Source organism: Solimicrobium silvestre (assembly GCF_002976435.1).
Classification (GTDB): Bacteria; Pseudomonadota; Gammaproteobacteria; order Burkholderiales; family Burkholderiaceae_D; genus Solimicrobium; species Solimicrobium silvestre.
Window position 1 is genome coordinate 9,207 of the sequence record NZ_PUGF01000040.1, and the last position, 18,447, is coordinate 27,653.

Annotated in this window: 2 protein-coding genes; both read right to left on the minus strand. The window is 50.6% G+C overall.

Features of this window, described 5'->3' with window-relative positions; translation table 11 throughout:
- Positions 1-8 precede the first annotated feature (8 nt).
- On the minus strand, positions 9-557 hold the full coding sequence (locus S2091_RS23210; RefSeq protein WP_105534363.1) for a hypothetical protein: 549 nt from the start codon (positions 555-557) through the stop codon (positions 9-11).
- Entirely contained in the window at positions 554-18,430 is a 17,877-nt protein-coding gene (locus S2091_RS23215; protein WP_207769793.1) for a hypothetical protein, read from the minus strand. Before S2091_RS23215 ends, S2091_RS23210 begins: the two co-directional genes overlap by 4 nt.
- Positions 18,431-18,447: the final 17 nt, after the last annotated feature.

The following is an 18,447-nucleotide window of genomic DNA, read 5'->3' on the forward strand; positions in this document are numbered from 1 at the left end:
CCGCAGTATTAGTTATTCAGGGCGGAAACATAAATCCGAATGTACGATACAAGTTGATCAGGGTCTTCCTCCAAAGAGCTACATGATCCACCAATGCTAAATCCAACGAAAGCATCATCAATCGGATAGAATAATTCATCACCTGAATCAAATTCCACTTCGCAAAATTTCCTTATATTTGCGACAGGTGAACCAATTCCTACCTTTCCAAAAATAAGTCCTTTGTAGTAGTCAAACGACGCACCATAGATCAAAGATGTCATAAGATGCACCAAAACACCTTCCTTAAATCCCATTACAAACAATTTATCGAAACTAGTTGCATTTGGTGATTTGCTGATTGTGTCACGCAAAATAATGCCGTCTGAAAGCATTTCCACTAACAAAAGTGGCGAATTCTTGATTCGCACCAAGAAGTCGTTATTCCCCTCACTGACATCAACTCTATAGAACTGCAAAGCAGTCAATACGTCAGAATACGACATTCCCAAATGCAGCCCCATCATTGATTGACCTGGCACGATTGGTGCCGCCCAGTCTAATTCTAAATTCATCATTTGATACCCCACGTTCTTGTTACAGGATTATAAAGAATTGATTGACCTTGTTGGTTGAAATATTGAACATTCTTCTCAAGTGATCCCATTTGATAAGTGTTTGGATCAATGACCTTAGCCTTACTGCCGTCTTGATACGTAAATTTGTAGTACTCACCTATGTGCTGAGATTGATCAGCAAGTGGCAACTGTTCTGTAGAAGGGCTATATTGCACTTCCTTTATTAAAGGATTGTTCTCAACTGTAAATATTTGAGCGTTTCCTGATGAATTTGCTCGCGCTGCCTTATCTGTAACTGAATAACCATCCATAGTATATGTGGTCTTCAGATCATCCAAGCTTGATCCCCAGACATTATCCAATCCACGGGGAGTCCCTGCCTGACGTGCCAAGGATTCTCTAAGTTGTAAGCCAGAAACCGAATCAGCAATGCCAACGGATGCCCTACTACTTGCCTCAACACTTTCAATTGTTGTAGCGCCCACTCGCGAAGCCGATCCGACAAATGACCCAGCAACCATCATCGCTGCTGTCGGTACCGATAACGAGTTAGCACCCGCATCATACGCGCCTTGATTTCTGATTGATTGCGGCAAACTAGAATTATTGGCAGCACTAATTCCACCCGCGAAATTGCCTAAGGCTTTACCGGTTGGAATAAGCCCTAACGATAAAGTATCCTTTATCTGATCACCCAGAGATTGGGACGTACCAACAACTCTCGTCATTGTTCCTGCCGATACATCCATTTGGTATTGAATAGTTGGAACCCCACCAAAAATAGAAGCGTTTGGATTTGCCGCTGTCCAAGCGGCCTTATCTGCCGCTGTCACCTTATCTGTTCCTCCCACCGCAGCTGTCACTGCCTTAGACGCCAACATTGAAACCAGTCCATTAGCAGCTTGCGCAGATGGTGTATTAGGCGCATGAGGGAATGGGAATGACGTTGTTATGGTTGGATAAATTGCAGCAACAGGCGTCGCCTGCGTATTGCTGCTGTTTGCCGCCATTGGCATGTAAGGCTGAATGTATGGCGGTTGACCAGTTGGTACATTAGGTGCAACGGGAGTAGCCAATGTCAGATTCAAGTCCTCTGGCCGAGGATTTGACACTGGCGGAGTAACAGTCAATAACGAAAGATTTAAATCCGGTGACGTTGCTTGTTCAGAGCCATCACCATTTGCCACTGGTGCCGGATACCTTGCTAGCAATCGTGTATTTTCATTTGCCGCAGTTGCTGCATCAAATGCAGATGCGGCATCTTGTACGGAAGCATTAGGATTATTATTTAAGTAGTTATTGACGAAACCTTCATATGCAGAAAGAGTTCCTGTTTCTTTAATTGCGATGGAATTTAATTCGGCATTTTCGTTAGCGGTTAGGCCTAGTTTCAGCATATCCGATGATGTACTACCGCCACCTGCATCCGTTGCTGTTTGCGGCACTCCAACGGTGTTCGCTGCAAACTGCATGCCATCCAAAGAGCTTGTTCCACCATATTTGGAATAAGATAATCCTGCACTTTGGTTATAACCTAGACTATCTGAAGTACCGGTATTGGCCGGAGTTAAATTGACCGCTGGAAGCGTATTCAAAAGCTGATTTATATCCGCATCGCTCGGTCCAGAAATCACTGGTGTTTCAATCGGGGGCATATCCGTACTAGTATTACCCGAGGACATGAGATACCCAACTGTATTAGCTTGTTGGCTCGCATAACTGAAACTCTGTAACCCGGTAGTCGGATCAACCGGTAACGATGTATTTCCAGGCACGGGCTGCCCCGCACTATAAATTGCTCCACTCAACGCCGCCCCAAAGACACCCGCTGAATTCCAGCTTTCCCGATCCTGCGCATTATTGGCGAGTGCATTCGTCAACGCATGCTGAGCCACCGCGCTAGCAACACCATCGACAATTCCGTTGACCATGTTAGCCGTTGAACCCGCAATACTGGCCGCCTTATCCAGTGCCTGATTAACGCTGCCGCTTTCGCCCTTCATCACACCCGCCACAATGCCTGACGCCGCCAATTGCGCCCAACTGAAGCGCTGCTGCAAATTGAGACGTATTGCGGCTTCCTGCGTGACCGCATCGACGACGACGGCGTCACCAACGGCGCTCATCGGTGAACTTGGTACGCCTAATCCAGCGGTAGTACCCGCACTCAGTGCCGCCAGACCGGCTTGTTTCAAACTGAAATGCATGTTGGAATTCGATGCTACGCCGATCTCTTGACTCACGACGCTACCAACAAAAGCAGAACCGGCGGCAACGCCGACTGCCACTGCCGTACCGCCTACTATGGTGCTACCTCCAGTCAATACAGAAATTCCGGTAGTGAACGCACCGGAGATACCACCGCCGGTCACCGCATCAATACCCGTGACAACGGCGGCATCTCCAACTGCTGCAGTTCCACCTACTATTGCAGTTCCACCTACTACCGCAGTTCCACCTGCAGCAGCAGTTCCACCTGCCACTACGGCGGCATCTCCAGCAGCAACTGTTCCACCTGTCGCAGCAGCGCCGCCTACCGCAGCTCCACCATCTGCAGCTACCGTTCCCAAATACTCGGCAGTGGCACCTTCCGTCGCGATGGTCACGATAATGGCGACGACCACTAACAAGATCAATCCAAACGTACTACATCCACCACCGTCTGCTGGCGGTGGTGTCTTCAAATTCGGCAGATTACCGCCTTGAATTTCGCCTGCGTTGTACGGCTTGCCGGTAGTCGAATTCGCTTGTCCCGTCGGCATCCCACTCGGCACGCTAATCTGTTCACCCGCTTTTAAGCTGGTGTTTTCGGTTAAGCCGTTGGCGTTCGCAATCAAATACCACAGCGCTGAATTGCCGTATACCGTTTGCGCAACCTGTGCCAGGTTTTCACCTCCGGTGGCGGTATAACCGCTTTGCCCGCTACCGACTTGACTCGGCATGACTTGCTGCACTTCCGCATAACTGCCACCGTCCAGATAGGTGTGCCGTTGGCCGTCGGCATACACGCCGGTTTCACCAACCTGGTTGCCGCTGCTGTTGACGTCGTAGCTGATGGTTTCCAGATAGTCGCCGGCTTGCCCATCCTGGTGTTTCTGGTAAATGATTTGACCGGCCGTGTTGTACAGATAGTTACTGGTTTCAGCACTTTGCATGCCGTCGCCCTGACCCTGAACAAGGGAGATTTCTTGCTCATCCGCGTTGTAGACCATGGTGCTGGTGCCCGCGGAATCATTTGCTCCGCTCGCATCAATCGACAGCACTTGCCCAAAGCCGTTGTAGTGGTACGTATAGCTGCTGCTATCGGTTTGTCCGGCCGAAGCAAGTTGTTCATACTCATCACCACCAGAAAAATTGCCATAACTGTTGGTCTGTACAGCCAGGATACGACCCGAGCCGTCGACGGAATACGTGGTTGCACTGGTAATGGCTAGCGACGTGTCAACATGGCTTGCAAGCTGCAAGATTCCCAGTGCACTGTTTGCATACATATCTGACGTCCACGTCGTGGATTCCGTGGTCGTGGCATACAGTGTGTTATCACCATAATATTGATTGTTCGTACGGGTACCAATCGCATCACCAAAACCACTGGTTTGCTGGATCACATTGCCGTTACCGTCGTAGTTGATCTGGGTTTGCCATAAATTGTAAGCGTGCAGTTTCATCCCCACAGGTAAGACGGTGTCGGGCCCCAGGTTAGCGATGTTGGCTAGACTAGGATTGGCCGCTTGGATATATGTCCACAGGCTGGCGCTACCATACAAATTTTGCGCAATTTTACCAAGGGTGCTGTCATCGTTGAAGCTGCCATCAATACCGCCAACGGTAAAACTTTGCATTCCATCCAATGTATCCGTCATACCGACCTGATATTGCTGGGTATAACCGTAGTTCGCGTACTCCTGATCCACACTCCCGCCGATCATCATGGAATCGGTTTCACGCCCCATGCTGTCGTAAGTAATGAGGGTGTCGGTACCAACGGCCTGATTGTCTTCCTGGGTCAGATTGCCGTCATTGTCGTAACCGTAGAGTTCAATGAGTTGATTCCCCGTTGCACTCATTTGCATGACTTGATTATTGCCGTTGAAGGTGTAGGAATGATTGAACGCAACACCCGTTAAGTCAGCCCCTTCCACCGATGCCGCGTCGCCCACTTCCCCCGTGACAGCACCCACCCCCTCGGTCGGGTTATTCGGATTGATGAGGTCACTGTTTTCATCTCCGGTGCCGCCACCGGTGCCGCTGGAGACGTCGATCACATTACCGGCATTGTCGTATTGGTAGCTGGTCGACAGACCCGTACCCACGTCGGTCCAGGAGGTCTGGCGGCCAAAAGCGTCATAGGTGTACGCCATGTCGCGCAAGACCGGCTCCTGGTAGGACGTGGCCGAAACAGGGTAGAAGTTGCTGCTGATGTTACTGCTGAAGTCCGTGTTCACCTGGTTGCCGTAACTGTCGTAGCTGTACGTCGTCACCCCATTCGCCGCGTCATTCGTGCTGAGTAAATGCCCGGCAAAGTCCCAGGTTTGGGTAATGTTTTCATCCGCGGTATGCGTACTATCCCCCGCGGTATTCGTTTCTTGCGTCAGCTCGTTGAGATCGTTGTAAGCGTAGTTCGTCGTCACCTGGTTACCGGGAATGACTTTGTACAAACCGTCACTATCTTCTTCCTCGTTCTCGCTAATCTCCCCATTACGATTACTCGAATAAGAAAAAGGAACCCATTCCCCCTTCGTCGGCGTACCCACCGTCTTGGACAAAAGCTGGTTAAACGCACCATAGGTATAGGTCGTTATATCGCCCGCGCCGTCATTGGTTTGGGTCAGATTGCCGTACACATCAAAGCTCTGCGTCGCCACCACAGCCGTACCGGTTTGCGCGGTCGTGCCGTATTGATGGGTCGTAGTGGTGACGATGCGGTTGAAGGCATCATACGTATAACTCACCACATCCGTACCGGCCGTTTTACTGGCGAGGTTACCGTTATCGTCATACGTGTTGACGGTGATCAGATCAGACGCGGGCGTAAAGATAACCGGAATCTGAACCTGCTGATCTAACGGAATATACGCTGCAAGCGTCGCGGCGAGCTGACTCGGAACAACCGGTAAATTAGCAATTTCATCGCCGGTTAAATTAGCTAAATACCAGGAACTCGACAGTACACCAACCACCCCTTGACTCAGGATTAAATTACGCTGGTCATACGTGGTTTGGGTAACGTTACCGTCACCGTCGATCTTCACAATCTGACGACCGAAGGTGTCGTACAGATAAGTGGTTACCGCGATTTGCGTCGCCACACCTGCCGAGGTTTGTTGAATGGTTTGGATTTGCTGAACCAGATTGCCGCCCGCATCGTATTTCATCTGTGTGGCGTAGTTATTGGCATTAATGGTGGTAACGAGCTGGCCTAAAATATCGTACTGATATTGCACTTTAATCGCATCGGAAGCCGTGGTTGCTTCGTAACCGGCATTGATGGTTTCAACTTTTTGTCCGGCGGCATCATAAACGGAGAACTCATGCGTACCGATGGCACTGGCAAAGGTACCGCCAAGCGCTGTGCCCATGTCAAACACATTCAGATTCAAGTCACTTCCCACCGTGGTGGCTTGCGCGGTAACTTCGTTGTAAGCGTTGTATTGATACAGCGTAACGTCACGTTGCTGATGCGTAGTGCTGTCGGTATCGCTGGCGACGGCCGTGAACTGAATACCGGCACTGCCAATGGTACGGCCAGCAGTGTCGTAGAACGTGTACGTGTCGGTGAGCAGACCCATTGCAGAAAGCCACGCGAGCGAGATTTCTGACGGTGTTTGATTCCAGGTGAAGTTCACGGCGTCTAATCCGGACAGAAGTGGCGTTGCAGCCACTCCCCATTCGGCACTCGCCACAGCAAGACCTGCCACATTCACGCCATAGGTATGCCACATACCGTCGGCGGTATTCCCGGCGACTAAGTAGCCCATGGCATCGTACTGGCTATTAATGTAATAACCCGTTGCGCCATTGCCCGCGCTACCGCCACCCTGATTGTAGGTTTGAACTAAGGCAAGTTGGAAGGTCTGGTCATTAACAGCTTGCGCGCCCTCATAGACGCCAGCACCGTTGTAGAACGTGTTGCCATCATTGATGAGGGTATCCGCTAATTCCTGCTCAAGAATAGCGCTACTTTGACTACCTGATACGCTCCAGTTTTGTGTCGGATTATAGTGGAACCAATTGACGATGACGGTCTGACCTTGCGTGTTGATGTACCAAACTTTGACTTCGTACTGATTGGCTATACCGCTGCTGTCGGTGACGACTTGTTGTGTGCCGTTATAACTGACGCCATCCGTACCGATACTCATCGGTACGTTCATCACACTGCCGTTGCTGTAACGGGTTAACTGCACTTGCAGGCCGCCGACCATCGTCGCCATTTCGCTGGTGCTAAACGCAAAATTGAGGTTCAGGTTGTAGGTATTGGCAACGGGTACGGTTTCTACGGTTGGCGTAGTTTGTACGGTGGTAGCAAAATTGAGCACACCTTGCTGAGTAGCGCCAACACTGCTAGTTGGTGTGTAAGTGCCGTTACTGATAATGATCAGGTTACCTTGTGCATCCTTGCCGGTCACACTGTAGCTGTAGTTGCCTGGAGCAAGCCCCGACAAATTAACAGTGAGCTGTCCATTGATCAGTTCCATCGGGATCATCGTAGCTGCACCTGTCGCGCCGGCTAATTGATAGTAAAACAGAATGCCAGTACCAAAACCGCTACCCGAGGTGCTGCCAGTATTGCCGTTAGAAGGAGGAGGGAGGTTATCCCCGTCTGATGGCGTACCGCCTGTACCGGTAATTTCGACATCATTCGACACGGTAGTACTACCAGTATTAATGACGACATTAGTTGGAATGCTCGTGCTGGCAATGGTAATGACGACGTTGTCGTTACCTGTTGGTACATTAACGGTCTCTTGCTGTGTTGCTGGCGTCGATGCAATATTGCCGCTATTTGTGGTGCCAGTAGGCTGGGCATACGCAATGCTTGCGGTGTTATTACCAGCCGCGATTGCGGCGGCATTGTAGATGGTACTACCACCAACTTGAATGCTGGTACCCGGCGTAAGTTGATCAACGCTGGCGACGCTTGCCTGAATCTGCCCATCAACAACCACGTAGGCATTGTTCGTCGAGTTGTTTGGATTTAACCAGGCTACCTGGTTAAATGTCGTGGCAGCGGATGGTGCGCTACTGTTTTGTGCACTCACTGTGTAGTTAAAACTTGAGATGGCGTAAGCAGCATTACCATCGGTCGGCGTGCCGAACAGGGTAATGGTATAAGTGCCGGCTGCTAACGGAACATTTTCATCTCCGAGCAGAATGCTATAGGTCTCTACGCCATTGATGGTGGTTGCTACTGCATCCACTTCCGTGACGCGCGGGTTATTCGCTGTTTGCACCAATGCCGAAATTCCGGAGAGGGTAGCGGTATTGTTATTACCAATCGGCGAACTGGTGGTGACGGTGGTATTGAGGACAATGTTGTAACCGTTATTATTTTGGCCGTTCAACCATTGTGTTTGCACATTGCTGACCACGCCGACTTGCGGATACGTCGCTGCCAATTGTTGTATGGCGCCGCTGTAATTTGTGCCATTGGCACTCCAGCTGGTGTTGTAAACCAAGCCGCTTACATTCGCATTGGCAGGCAAGATACCTTGGTATAAACCGTTGCCGATGCTGGTGAGTGTTACCGTATTAGGTAAGGTGCCGCTCGTGCCCTGTGTGCCCCAATTCAATGTTGGATTGGTAATGCTGCCGGTGAAATGCGCCGTAACGAGTAATCCGCCACCTGTTGACGCTTGCGCGCTGATCGTATCGTTTTGCGGTACCACAGTCAGTTCTTGTTCGGCACTCCATTGCTCGTTGCCATTAGCGTCCTGGGTGACGACGCGGAAGTAAAGATTAGTTCCTGAATCAGGGGTCGTAATAGAGGCGACGCAGTTGCCGTTGCTGGTACTTTGCGAACCTGCCGTATTGGCATAACCGCTAATATTAGTTTGTGGTGCTGTACTCCAGACCACCCAGGTAGTTCCGGTATTCATGCCGGAAACTGTCCAGTTAATGTTGATTGATGCGCCTTGACTAGCCGTGATGTTGGTTGGGATGACTGTTTGATTGGTCATTGAACCCATGTAGACACTGATTTGATTACCCGCAGCATCATACTGGGCAATGGTTTCACTTTCTACAGAAGTGCCAACGGCGCTGTAAGCAAGCGTTAAGTGCCCGTCGTTATCATATTGGCTGGTGGTCACATTGCCATTGGCATCTTTAACATAGGTACGATTACCGAAATTGTCGTAACCGTATACCTGTACGGCTTCTGTACCGATTAAATCACCGTACGTAATTCCATATTGATTGACTAGCTCAGCAATACTGCCATCAACAGTATTATGTACAACACCACCAATCAGAGTTTGTCCTGTACCAACGTTTGGTGAGCCGTAGTTGGCGGTGCCATTTGGGTTGCCAACAAACAGAGAAGTCTGTTGAGCGAGCAGCTGATTTTGGTATCCGTAAACATAAACGGTCACTTGGTCATTAGCACTTGGCGCAACTAAATTATAAAGCTGCGTTGCGGAGGTATGGAGCCATTCAGCGACATCCAGATTGACCGTAGCTGGCACTGCATTTGCAAAGCTGATCACTGAGGTTTTATTATCAGCCGCATCGTACGTATTTAACGTGAGCATGCGGTTGGCATTCACCGTGCCGATTAATCTGTTGGCCACATCATAAAAATTAAACACCGTCGTCGCCTGCGCGGTGCCGTAACCCGTGGTCGTCGCAATGACATTGCCATCAGCGTCATACTGGGTCAGTGTGACGGGGCTTGCTGGCGATTGCGTACCATCTGGATTGGTCACTGTTCTTGCCGGACCCGTTTCGGTGACTAAGCGACCGACTACGTCGTAGGTGTAGCTGGTGACGGCGGTTAGCCCTGTGCCAACGGGAATTTGCGCTACGTTCACGCTGCTTGCATCACCACTCACATCGAGCGCATTTTGGTAATACAGCGTTTGTTGGGTGACTTCCCCGGCTCCGTTGTATTGGTAGGTGGTCAGGTAACCGGCAGCATTCACGCTGACACTGATCTGGCCTTGGGCATTGTAATAATTAAACGTGGTTTGGCCTTTTGCATTGACCGATTCCACCACATTACCCCATGCGTCGTAGATCGTTTGGGCAACGGGTGCGACCATGCTGGTGGTCGTCGGATTTGACTGCATCAATGCTTCGATGTTTACCGTGGTGACCAGAATCTCTGGGTAGGTAACGGTGGTAACGCGGCCGTCCTGATCGTAGGTGGTTGTGATGACTTGCGTTGCTCCAACCGGCGGAGCTGGCGGCGTGCTCAAGTCGGTCGGTGTGGAAGAGAGCGTCATGTACAACGTCGATTGCGTTTGATCACCAAAGGCATCGTACTGGTAGGTATGAACAACGCCGTCCGCATCAATGGTTTCGATCAGTTGGTTATCGGCGTCGTAATAATTCGTCACCTTGCTGCCGTTGGCGTTGGTCGTCTGGATCAGGTTGTCGTTGGCATCGTATTGATACAAGCTGGTATTGACGTTGGTATTGATGTTGGTGTTAATGCTGCTACTGGTTTCAATACTTTGCCAACTTGAATCAAGAGTTTTGCTGAGCTTGTTGCCATTGGCATCAAACGTGTATTGGACCAGCCCGTTACTGCAACCGGTGTTAATAATACGATTGAAGGCATCGTAGACATAGGCATCAACAATTTGACCAACTTCGTTGGTTTCGTAGATCGGACGGTTGTAGCTGTCGTACGTATACGTATAGACGCCGCCGTCGGCATTAATTTTGCCGGTGATATTGCCGACTAAATCGTAGGTCACACTATTGACGATATATAAACCGCTGAGATTTTGCGAGACGCTGGTTTGACGATTACACAGGTCGTAACTGTAGGTGGTCACCAGCGTTTCATCCGGGAAGCCGGCATAGCTCACCGTTTGCTGCGCTAAATTACCGTCGGCATTGTAACTACTGCTGGTTTGCTTGCCGGTCCAATCAACGCTGGTGAGGGTATTGTTGGCGTCGTCGTAAGTACTCGTGGTGATACGCGGTGTACTTGGTGTTGCTGCACTTGCACCCGTGGCGGAATTAATGGTGGCACCGTATTGCGTTTGCACCAGGACATTGCCACGACCATCGCGCGCGTAGGTGGTGACGCTACCGTCCGCGGTGGTAGAAACAATCAACTGGTTATTAGCATCGTAACCGCCGCTTTGCACACGATCAAGCGTACTGGCGATCACTGAAGGTGGCGTCATTCCAGACAAATTACCGGTGACGGCATTGGCATATTGCGTCTGCGTTACTTGATTACCGAACAGGTCATACGTCCAGGCAGTGTAATAACCGAGAGGATCGACTTCGCCGATCTTGTTGCCTGCCCCGTCATAGTAGAAATGCGTTACGTTATGCAACGGGTCGATTTGTTGGATCTCATTGCCGACGCTGTCGTAGTTGTAGCGAGTCGTATTATTGTTAGCATCGGTGGACGTGACGCGTTGATTCAATACATTGTACGTGGCAGAGGTGACGATATTGGCCGTGTTATTTAAGCCAGCGGGGCCATAATTTAGTATGTTGTTGACACTGACGAGTAACGGATTACCGACGGTCGTTGAACTCAACTGGTTGCCAAATGCATCGTAGGCGTAGTGCAGGATCAAACCGGATTGCTGCGTTTCACTGCTGATTCGGCCAGCGCTATCGTATTGATAGGATTCGTTCAACCAAACCTGGTTACCACCCACATCACTTTGCAGCGTACGTTGCGTTGCAATTTGCGTCGGGAATGTGGTGCTGTAGGTGAGTAGGGTGATGCCGCCATCTGGCGCATAAGTGCCAATCAGACGCCCTTCGCTGTCATACGTATAGGTCGTTGTTTGCGCCAAATTAGTGCTAGGCGCAACAGTCATACTGACCTTGTTGCCATTGTTGTCGTAGCTATAGGCGACTACTAGACCAGCACCGTTGGTGACTTGCGTTAAATGTCCATCCGCATCATAGACGTTGGTCGTGGTACTTGGTGCTGCTGCGTTCGCCAGAGCGGTGTTGTAGTTAGGAGCACCTGGCGCAACCAAGTATTGGCCCGTGGTTTCCGTAAGCTGCTGACCTTCACCGTTATAGGTATAGCTCGTGGTATAGCCGTTACCATTGGTTTTGCTGCTGATATGTCCTTGCGCGTCATATTCTATGCTCGTGACTTCATCGGCTTCTTGGGTGACTTGTGTGCCGTTCAGGATGGCAGTCGGCATGGCCGCAATGCCAGCTTGGACTTGCGCGAGAGTTAACGGCGTGGTGATGTCAATATTTGCCGATAACGGTTTGGCGTACTGAGTGACGCTGACCGGGTTACCGTCGCCGTTACGTTGCGTATAGGTGACAGCACGTTGCGGGTCAATCTCGTAGACAAGATTATTGTCGGCATCGTAGACATACGCGGTGGTCTGTGGTGCCGCAAAGGAGGCCAACGCGGCGTTATAGTGCGCACTTTGTGGTGAGACTAAATATTGACCAATGGTGTTGGTGATTAAATTACCCCAACGATCGTACACATTGGTTGAGGTATACCCCATAGCGTTGACCATGCTTGTGGCGCGCCCCAAGGTATCGTACGTGGTGGTGGTCACTTCATCGGCACTACTTGTGATTGGTGTTGGTGCCGTTGCGGTATTGCCTACTGCCGCGGGTAGCCGCGTCGCATATGCCGTTTGCGTGACGACGTCGCCGAAAGCGTCGTACTGGTAACCGGTGATGGCACCGGTACCGTCGATACTCATGGTCTTGCGCCCATCACTGTCGTAAAAATTGGTGACGAGTGGTGTTGATACTGCACTTGTGCCGCTGGCGATGTTGGTGACGTCGCCAAAAGCATCGTAAGTGGTGGTTTGCGTATCGCCGGCAGCGTCGGTCGTTGTGAGCAGACGTCCATCAAGATCGTATGTCCACTTGGTGGTAATCGGTACAGCTGAAGCGGCCAGTGCGGCGTGGTAATTAGCGGAACCTGGTGCAACGAGATATTGCCCACTCGTTTCTGCCGTTTTATTGCCATTGCCATCGTAGGTGTACGTGGTGGTATAGCCAAGCGCATCCGTCACTGACGTTAATTCTCCTGCACCATCGTAACCGTAGGTGGTGGTGTTGCCATCCGCGTCAGTGGTGCTAGATTTTAATCCTAAGGCGTTATAGGTGATGTGTGCTGTATCAGCACCGTCAGTCACGGCAATCAATTGACCCGCCGCGTTGTATTGCTTCGTCATGACGTTGCCATCGGTATCGGTGGTGCTGGTGACTTGACCTTCGGCGTTGTAGTTGGCGTATTCTTTGTTCACCGTCAACGCTTCAGTCGTTTGTACGCGATTACCATCCGCATCGTAGAAGTAATGCGTTGTTTGGTCAGCAGTGATACTTGGCTGCAATAACGCCGCGATGGTTGCAGGCGTTGCAGACATAACTGCGCCAGTCGGCAGACTAATAGCGTTGGCATACGCGGTGCTGACAACAACTTCACCGAGCGCGTTATAGCGATAACCGGTGACTTCACCGAGGCTATCTATGCTGTACAGCACATTGCCGTCGTTGTCGTACACAGCAGTGCTACTGCGATCATTTACACCCGCCGCACCGTATTGGCTTTGCAGGCTGGCCAACGTTGGTGTGCCTGTGACTGGAGTGGCATAGCTGATGCTGCTGGTCAGTTGACCGAACGCGTTGTACTGGTAACCAGTAACGTCGCCATCGGGATCAACGTCGTAGGCTTTATTACCTTGGGTGTTGTAGAAGGTATAGCTGATGCGCTCTGCTGAAGTAGTAGCAGCCTGCTGGATGGTTTCAATCACGCGGCCGAGTCCGTCGTACACGTAGTGGGTGACCAAACCGGTTGGGTCCGTCTGAGAGATTACTTGACCGACTGTGTTGTAAGTGGTGCTGGTGACTTCGGTACCGACTTTGGTTTGAGTGACTTGGCCGTCGGCGTTGTAGGTATATTGCGTGACGTGCCCTGCGCCATTCGTTTCAGAAGTAACTTGGCCGTCCGCGTTGTAAGCATATTGTGTGACGGAATCAATACCGGACGTTGGCTGTGCTGGCAATTGTGTTTGGACACTTGCCAGTGTTGGTGTGCCAGTGAGAACAATCGCTTTACCGTACACAATTTGCTCGGTCACTTCACCCGCTTGGTTGTACACAGTTTGCGTGACATAACCGGTACCGCTAATTTGATAGAGCGGGTGATTGTCTGCATCATATAACGTGTAGCTAACCTGATCGTTGGAACTGGCTTGCAACAATTGGCTAATACCCGCCACCGTCAATGGTTGAGCGAGCGGTAAGCTGAGGGCTTGCTGGTAAGTGCGGGTGGCGATTACATTGCCAACAGCATCGTAATTCGCTTCGGTCACATAGCCCAAACCGTCAATTTGGTATTGCACTAAACCTTGGCTGTTGTAGACGCTGTACTGAGTTTGATCCGTTGCTGCTTCTGGGGTAATTCCAGCGGCAACTTGGGCTGCTGTCAGTGGTGCATCTCGCGCAACCGATGCGGACAAGGAGCTACTGTATTGGGTGGTCTGGACTACTTGGCCATTGGCATCGTACTTCAGGTATGTAACGCCGCCGTTCGGGTCAACTTTGTACTCGACTTCGTTATCGGCGTTGTAGACGTAGTCGGTACGACGATTGAGCGCTGGGTTAGCAATACCGGCCACCAGTTGCTGCATGGCGGCGTAGGTTGGAGTACTGCTGACATTGACGCTCGTTGCGTATTGAATTTGCGTGACCAGGTTGCCGTTCGTGTCGTAAATGTTTTGTGTGACTAGACCACTTGGTGCGATGCGGAATGCAACTTGGCCGTTGGCGTTGTAGACGTTGTAGCTAGTTTGATCGGTATTGCTGGTAACAACGTTTGGCATCACTCCAGCTTGAATATTAGTAACTAACGTTGCGTAATGCGTTTCAGCAATGACATTTCCAAAAGCATTGTATTGATAGCTGGTGGCTGCGCCGTTCGGAGCAATGCTTAAGGTGAGCTGATCATCTGCATCGTAATAATTCTGCGTGGTATTTCCAAGTGCATCGGCCTGGGTTGTGACATCACCAAAGATGTTATAGCTTTGTGTGCGGGTGTTACCCATCGCATCTTTGATTGCCGTGGCGCGGCCATCAAGATCATACGTAGTGGTTGTGGTATTGCCCAACGCATTGGTCACGGTAATTTGATTGCCGAACGAGTTATAACCGTAAATGGTGGTGTTACCCAATCCATCGGTGGTCGAGGTCAATTCACCGGCACGGTCGTAACCGTAGGTGGTCGTGTTGCCATCCGCGTCGGTCACGCTCGCTTTGAGTCCGAGTGCGTTATAAGTAATATGCGTCGCATCACTTGCAGCGTCGGTCACTGAAATCAATTGACCAGCAACGTTGTATTGCTGAGTTGTGACGTTGCCATCTGCATCGGTGGTGCTGGCAACTTGGCCTTCAGCGTTGTAGGTTGCGTATTCCTTATTACCCAGCGCATCGGTCGTTTGTATGCGATGACCATCCGCATCGTAGACATAGCTGGTTGTTTGATCAGCGCTACTTGGTTGCAATAACGCAGTAATGGTTGCAGGAGTAATTGCACCAGTTGGCAAACTAATCGCGTTGGCGTAAGCGATGTTGGTGACGACTTCACCGAGACCATTATAGGTTTGAGCGATGACATCACCGAGACTGCTGATGCTGTACAGTACATTGCCGTCGTTATCGTACACAGCGGTGCTACTGCGATCAGCGACACCAGCCGCACTGTATTGGCTTTGCAAGCTGACCAACGTTGGCGTGCCAGTAACTGGAGTCGTATAACTGATGCTGCCGGTCAGTTGACCGAAAGCGTTGTGCTGATAAGCAGTTACATTACCATCGGCATCAACGTCGTAGGCTTTGTTGCCTTGCGCATCGTAGAAAGCGTAGCTGATGTGATCTGCAGGTGTTGTGACGGCATACTGGGCTTGTAATTGTGCATAGGTATCCAGTGTACCCGCAGTCGCAGCAACGGGTATGGCATGCTGAACTGTTTCAACCACCCGTCCGAGTGAATCGTACACATATTGGGTAACGACACCTTCCGGGTCGATCTGGTCGGCCACTTGGCCGACCACGTTATAAACAGTAGCAATGACTTGGTCAGCACTACCCGGAGTGCCGTAGGCAGCCAAGCCTGTGGCCGCAGTGTAAATGGCGGCGTAATGGATGGTTTGAATTACTTGGCCATCGCCGTTGTAGGCGTAATGCGTTACATGACCGGCACCGTCTACTTTAAACGTCACCTCTCCATCGGCGTTATAGCTGTATTGCGTCACCGAATCAACGCCGCTCGTTGGTTGCGCTGGCAATTGTGTTTGGACACTTTGCAGTGTTGGTGCGCCACTTAAGGTAATCGCCTTACCGTAGACAATTTGTTCCGTGCTCTGACTAGCTTGGTTATACACAGTTTGCGTGACATAACCGGTGCCGCTGATTTGATAGATCGGGCGATTGTCAGCATCATATAAAGCATAGCTAACTTGATCGGCAGGACTAGCTTGCAGCAATTGGCTAACACCCGTGACCGTCAACGGTTGAGTGAGCGGTAAGCTGATTGGTTGTTGGTAAGTACGTGTGGCGATCACATTGCCAACGGCATCGTAATCGGTCTCGGTAACGTGACCCATGCCGTCGATTTGATATTGCAATCTACCCTGACTGTTGTACACGCTGTATTCAGTTAGATCGGTTGCGACATCAGGCGTAATTCCAGCGGCAACTTGGGTTGCTGTCAGTGGCGCATTCCGCACTACTGAGGTTGACAGAGCTTGACTATATTCAGTGGTTTGTATGACTTGACCAGCGGCATCGTATTTCACGTATGTGACGCCACCGTTAGGATCAACTTTGTAGATGGCTTCGTTATTGGCGTTGTAGACGTAATCGGTACGACGATCAAGCGCTGCATTGGCAATACCTGCCACCATTTGCTGCATGGCTGCATAGGTTGGCGCACTGCTGACATTCACTGTGGTCGCGTATTGAATCTGCGTGACCAAATTACCGTTAGCGTCGTAGGTGTTTTGAGTTACTAACCCATTCGATGCGATGTTATAGGCTACTTGACCGTTTGCATTGAAAACATCATACGTTGCATTCAGACTGACACCGGTTGGTACTGGAAGTGTTTGCTGCGTTTGCAATATGGATGCATTGGCAGCAGCATTGATTTCCGGATTTGTGGCAGGACTGATGGTCTGAATACTGGCTTGGAAGGTTTGATCGACTGGTGTCCTGACAGTCACTTGATTAGAATAGCCGGTCGAATTTCCTGCAACAACACTAGCCGTATTCGAGGCAGAATTAATGGCTTGTGAGCTTGCTTGGTAATTTTGATCGACTAATGATCCTGTCGACGGTGCACTAGAATAACTGGTTGACGTACCTGCGACAACACCGACCGTATTGGAGGCAGAATTAATAGCTTGTATGCTTGCTTGGAAGCTTTGATCAACTAATGTAGCGGTCAACAATTCACTAACATAACTGGTTGATGTACCTGCGACAACACTGCCCGCAATATTAACCGCGTTGACAGATTGTAAGTTTGCCTGAAAGTTTTGATCGACCAATGTACCAACGGATGATTGGCTTAAATAATTAGTCGACTGCATTGTTACGCCACTAATAACCACATTACCAAATCCTGTACCTGTGCTATACCAAGTGTTTAACGTAACATCACCATTACCAGTTGCGTCAGTTGAGATCATCACAATCGCAGCGGAGATTTTGCCATTCGCACTCGCCAACTGGTATGTCGCACCCGCTTGCCATGCGCCCAGAATTGTATTGGCACCCTGGGTATACGCGTTCCCTTGCGCATTCGAATACCACACACTAGCAATCGCCTGACCTTGAGCATTCTCCCAGATCTGCACTAAATCAGAACGGCCATTACCCGTCACATCACCGGCCAAGAATTGCTGGTTCAACTGTGGCGTACCCAGTGATACGCTAATCATCGCACCTGTACTTGGTATGACCGACTCGAAACTCACCGTACCGCTCGTATTTTCATAAACGATGCCCATTCCTTTGCCGCTGGTGTTGGGATCGTTGTTCAAACTGAATTGCGCGTAGACAGTACTAATGTTCGCGCCGACGTATTTCAATCCAGTCAAACCGTTGCTCACTGAGGTTAGCGTACCGGTACTGCTGACGCTCACTTGGTCATAACTGTAGTATGCAGTCGAATACGTCCACGGGATCACCAACGACAGGTATCCTGTGCCGCCGACATCTTGCAAGGCAATCGGAGAAATAAATCCGCCGTTACCACCTTCAGGATCCGTCAGGCTAAGGCTGGCACCCTGCGTAAATCCGGTACCAACCGCTCCCGCAATCCAACGCGTCACCGCCACACTCTCTGTTCCTGTCGGCGCGACTTCCATTAGATCCAGTTCGCCTGTCCCGGTCACGTCGCCATATTGGAAGCTATTATTGGCTGACCAGCGGCCTAACGTCGTTTGATCTTCTTGTGTTAAGCCCGTCGCGCCCACCGTCCAGCGGGTCGCGACAGTCTGCCCATTCACATTTTGAATTTCAATCAGTGCATTGCCGGTTCCAGCGGATGTTTGCCCAAACTGATATAGCGTACCCGCCACCCATTTGCCCAGTACTGTCGACGGTCCCTGGGTATACCCGTTCTGCGCCGCAATCCATTCTGTGGCGACCGCCGTTCCATCGCCGACATGCTGGATTTCCAGCATGTCGGTCATGCCATTAC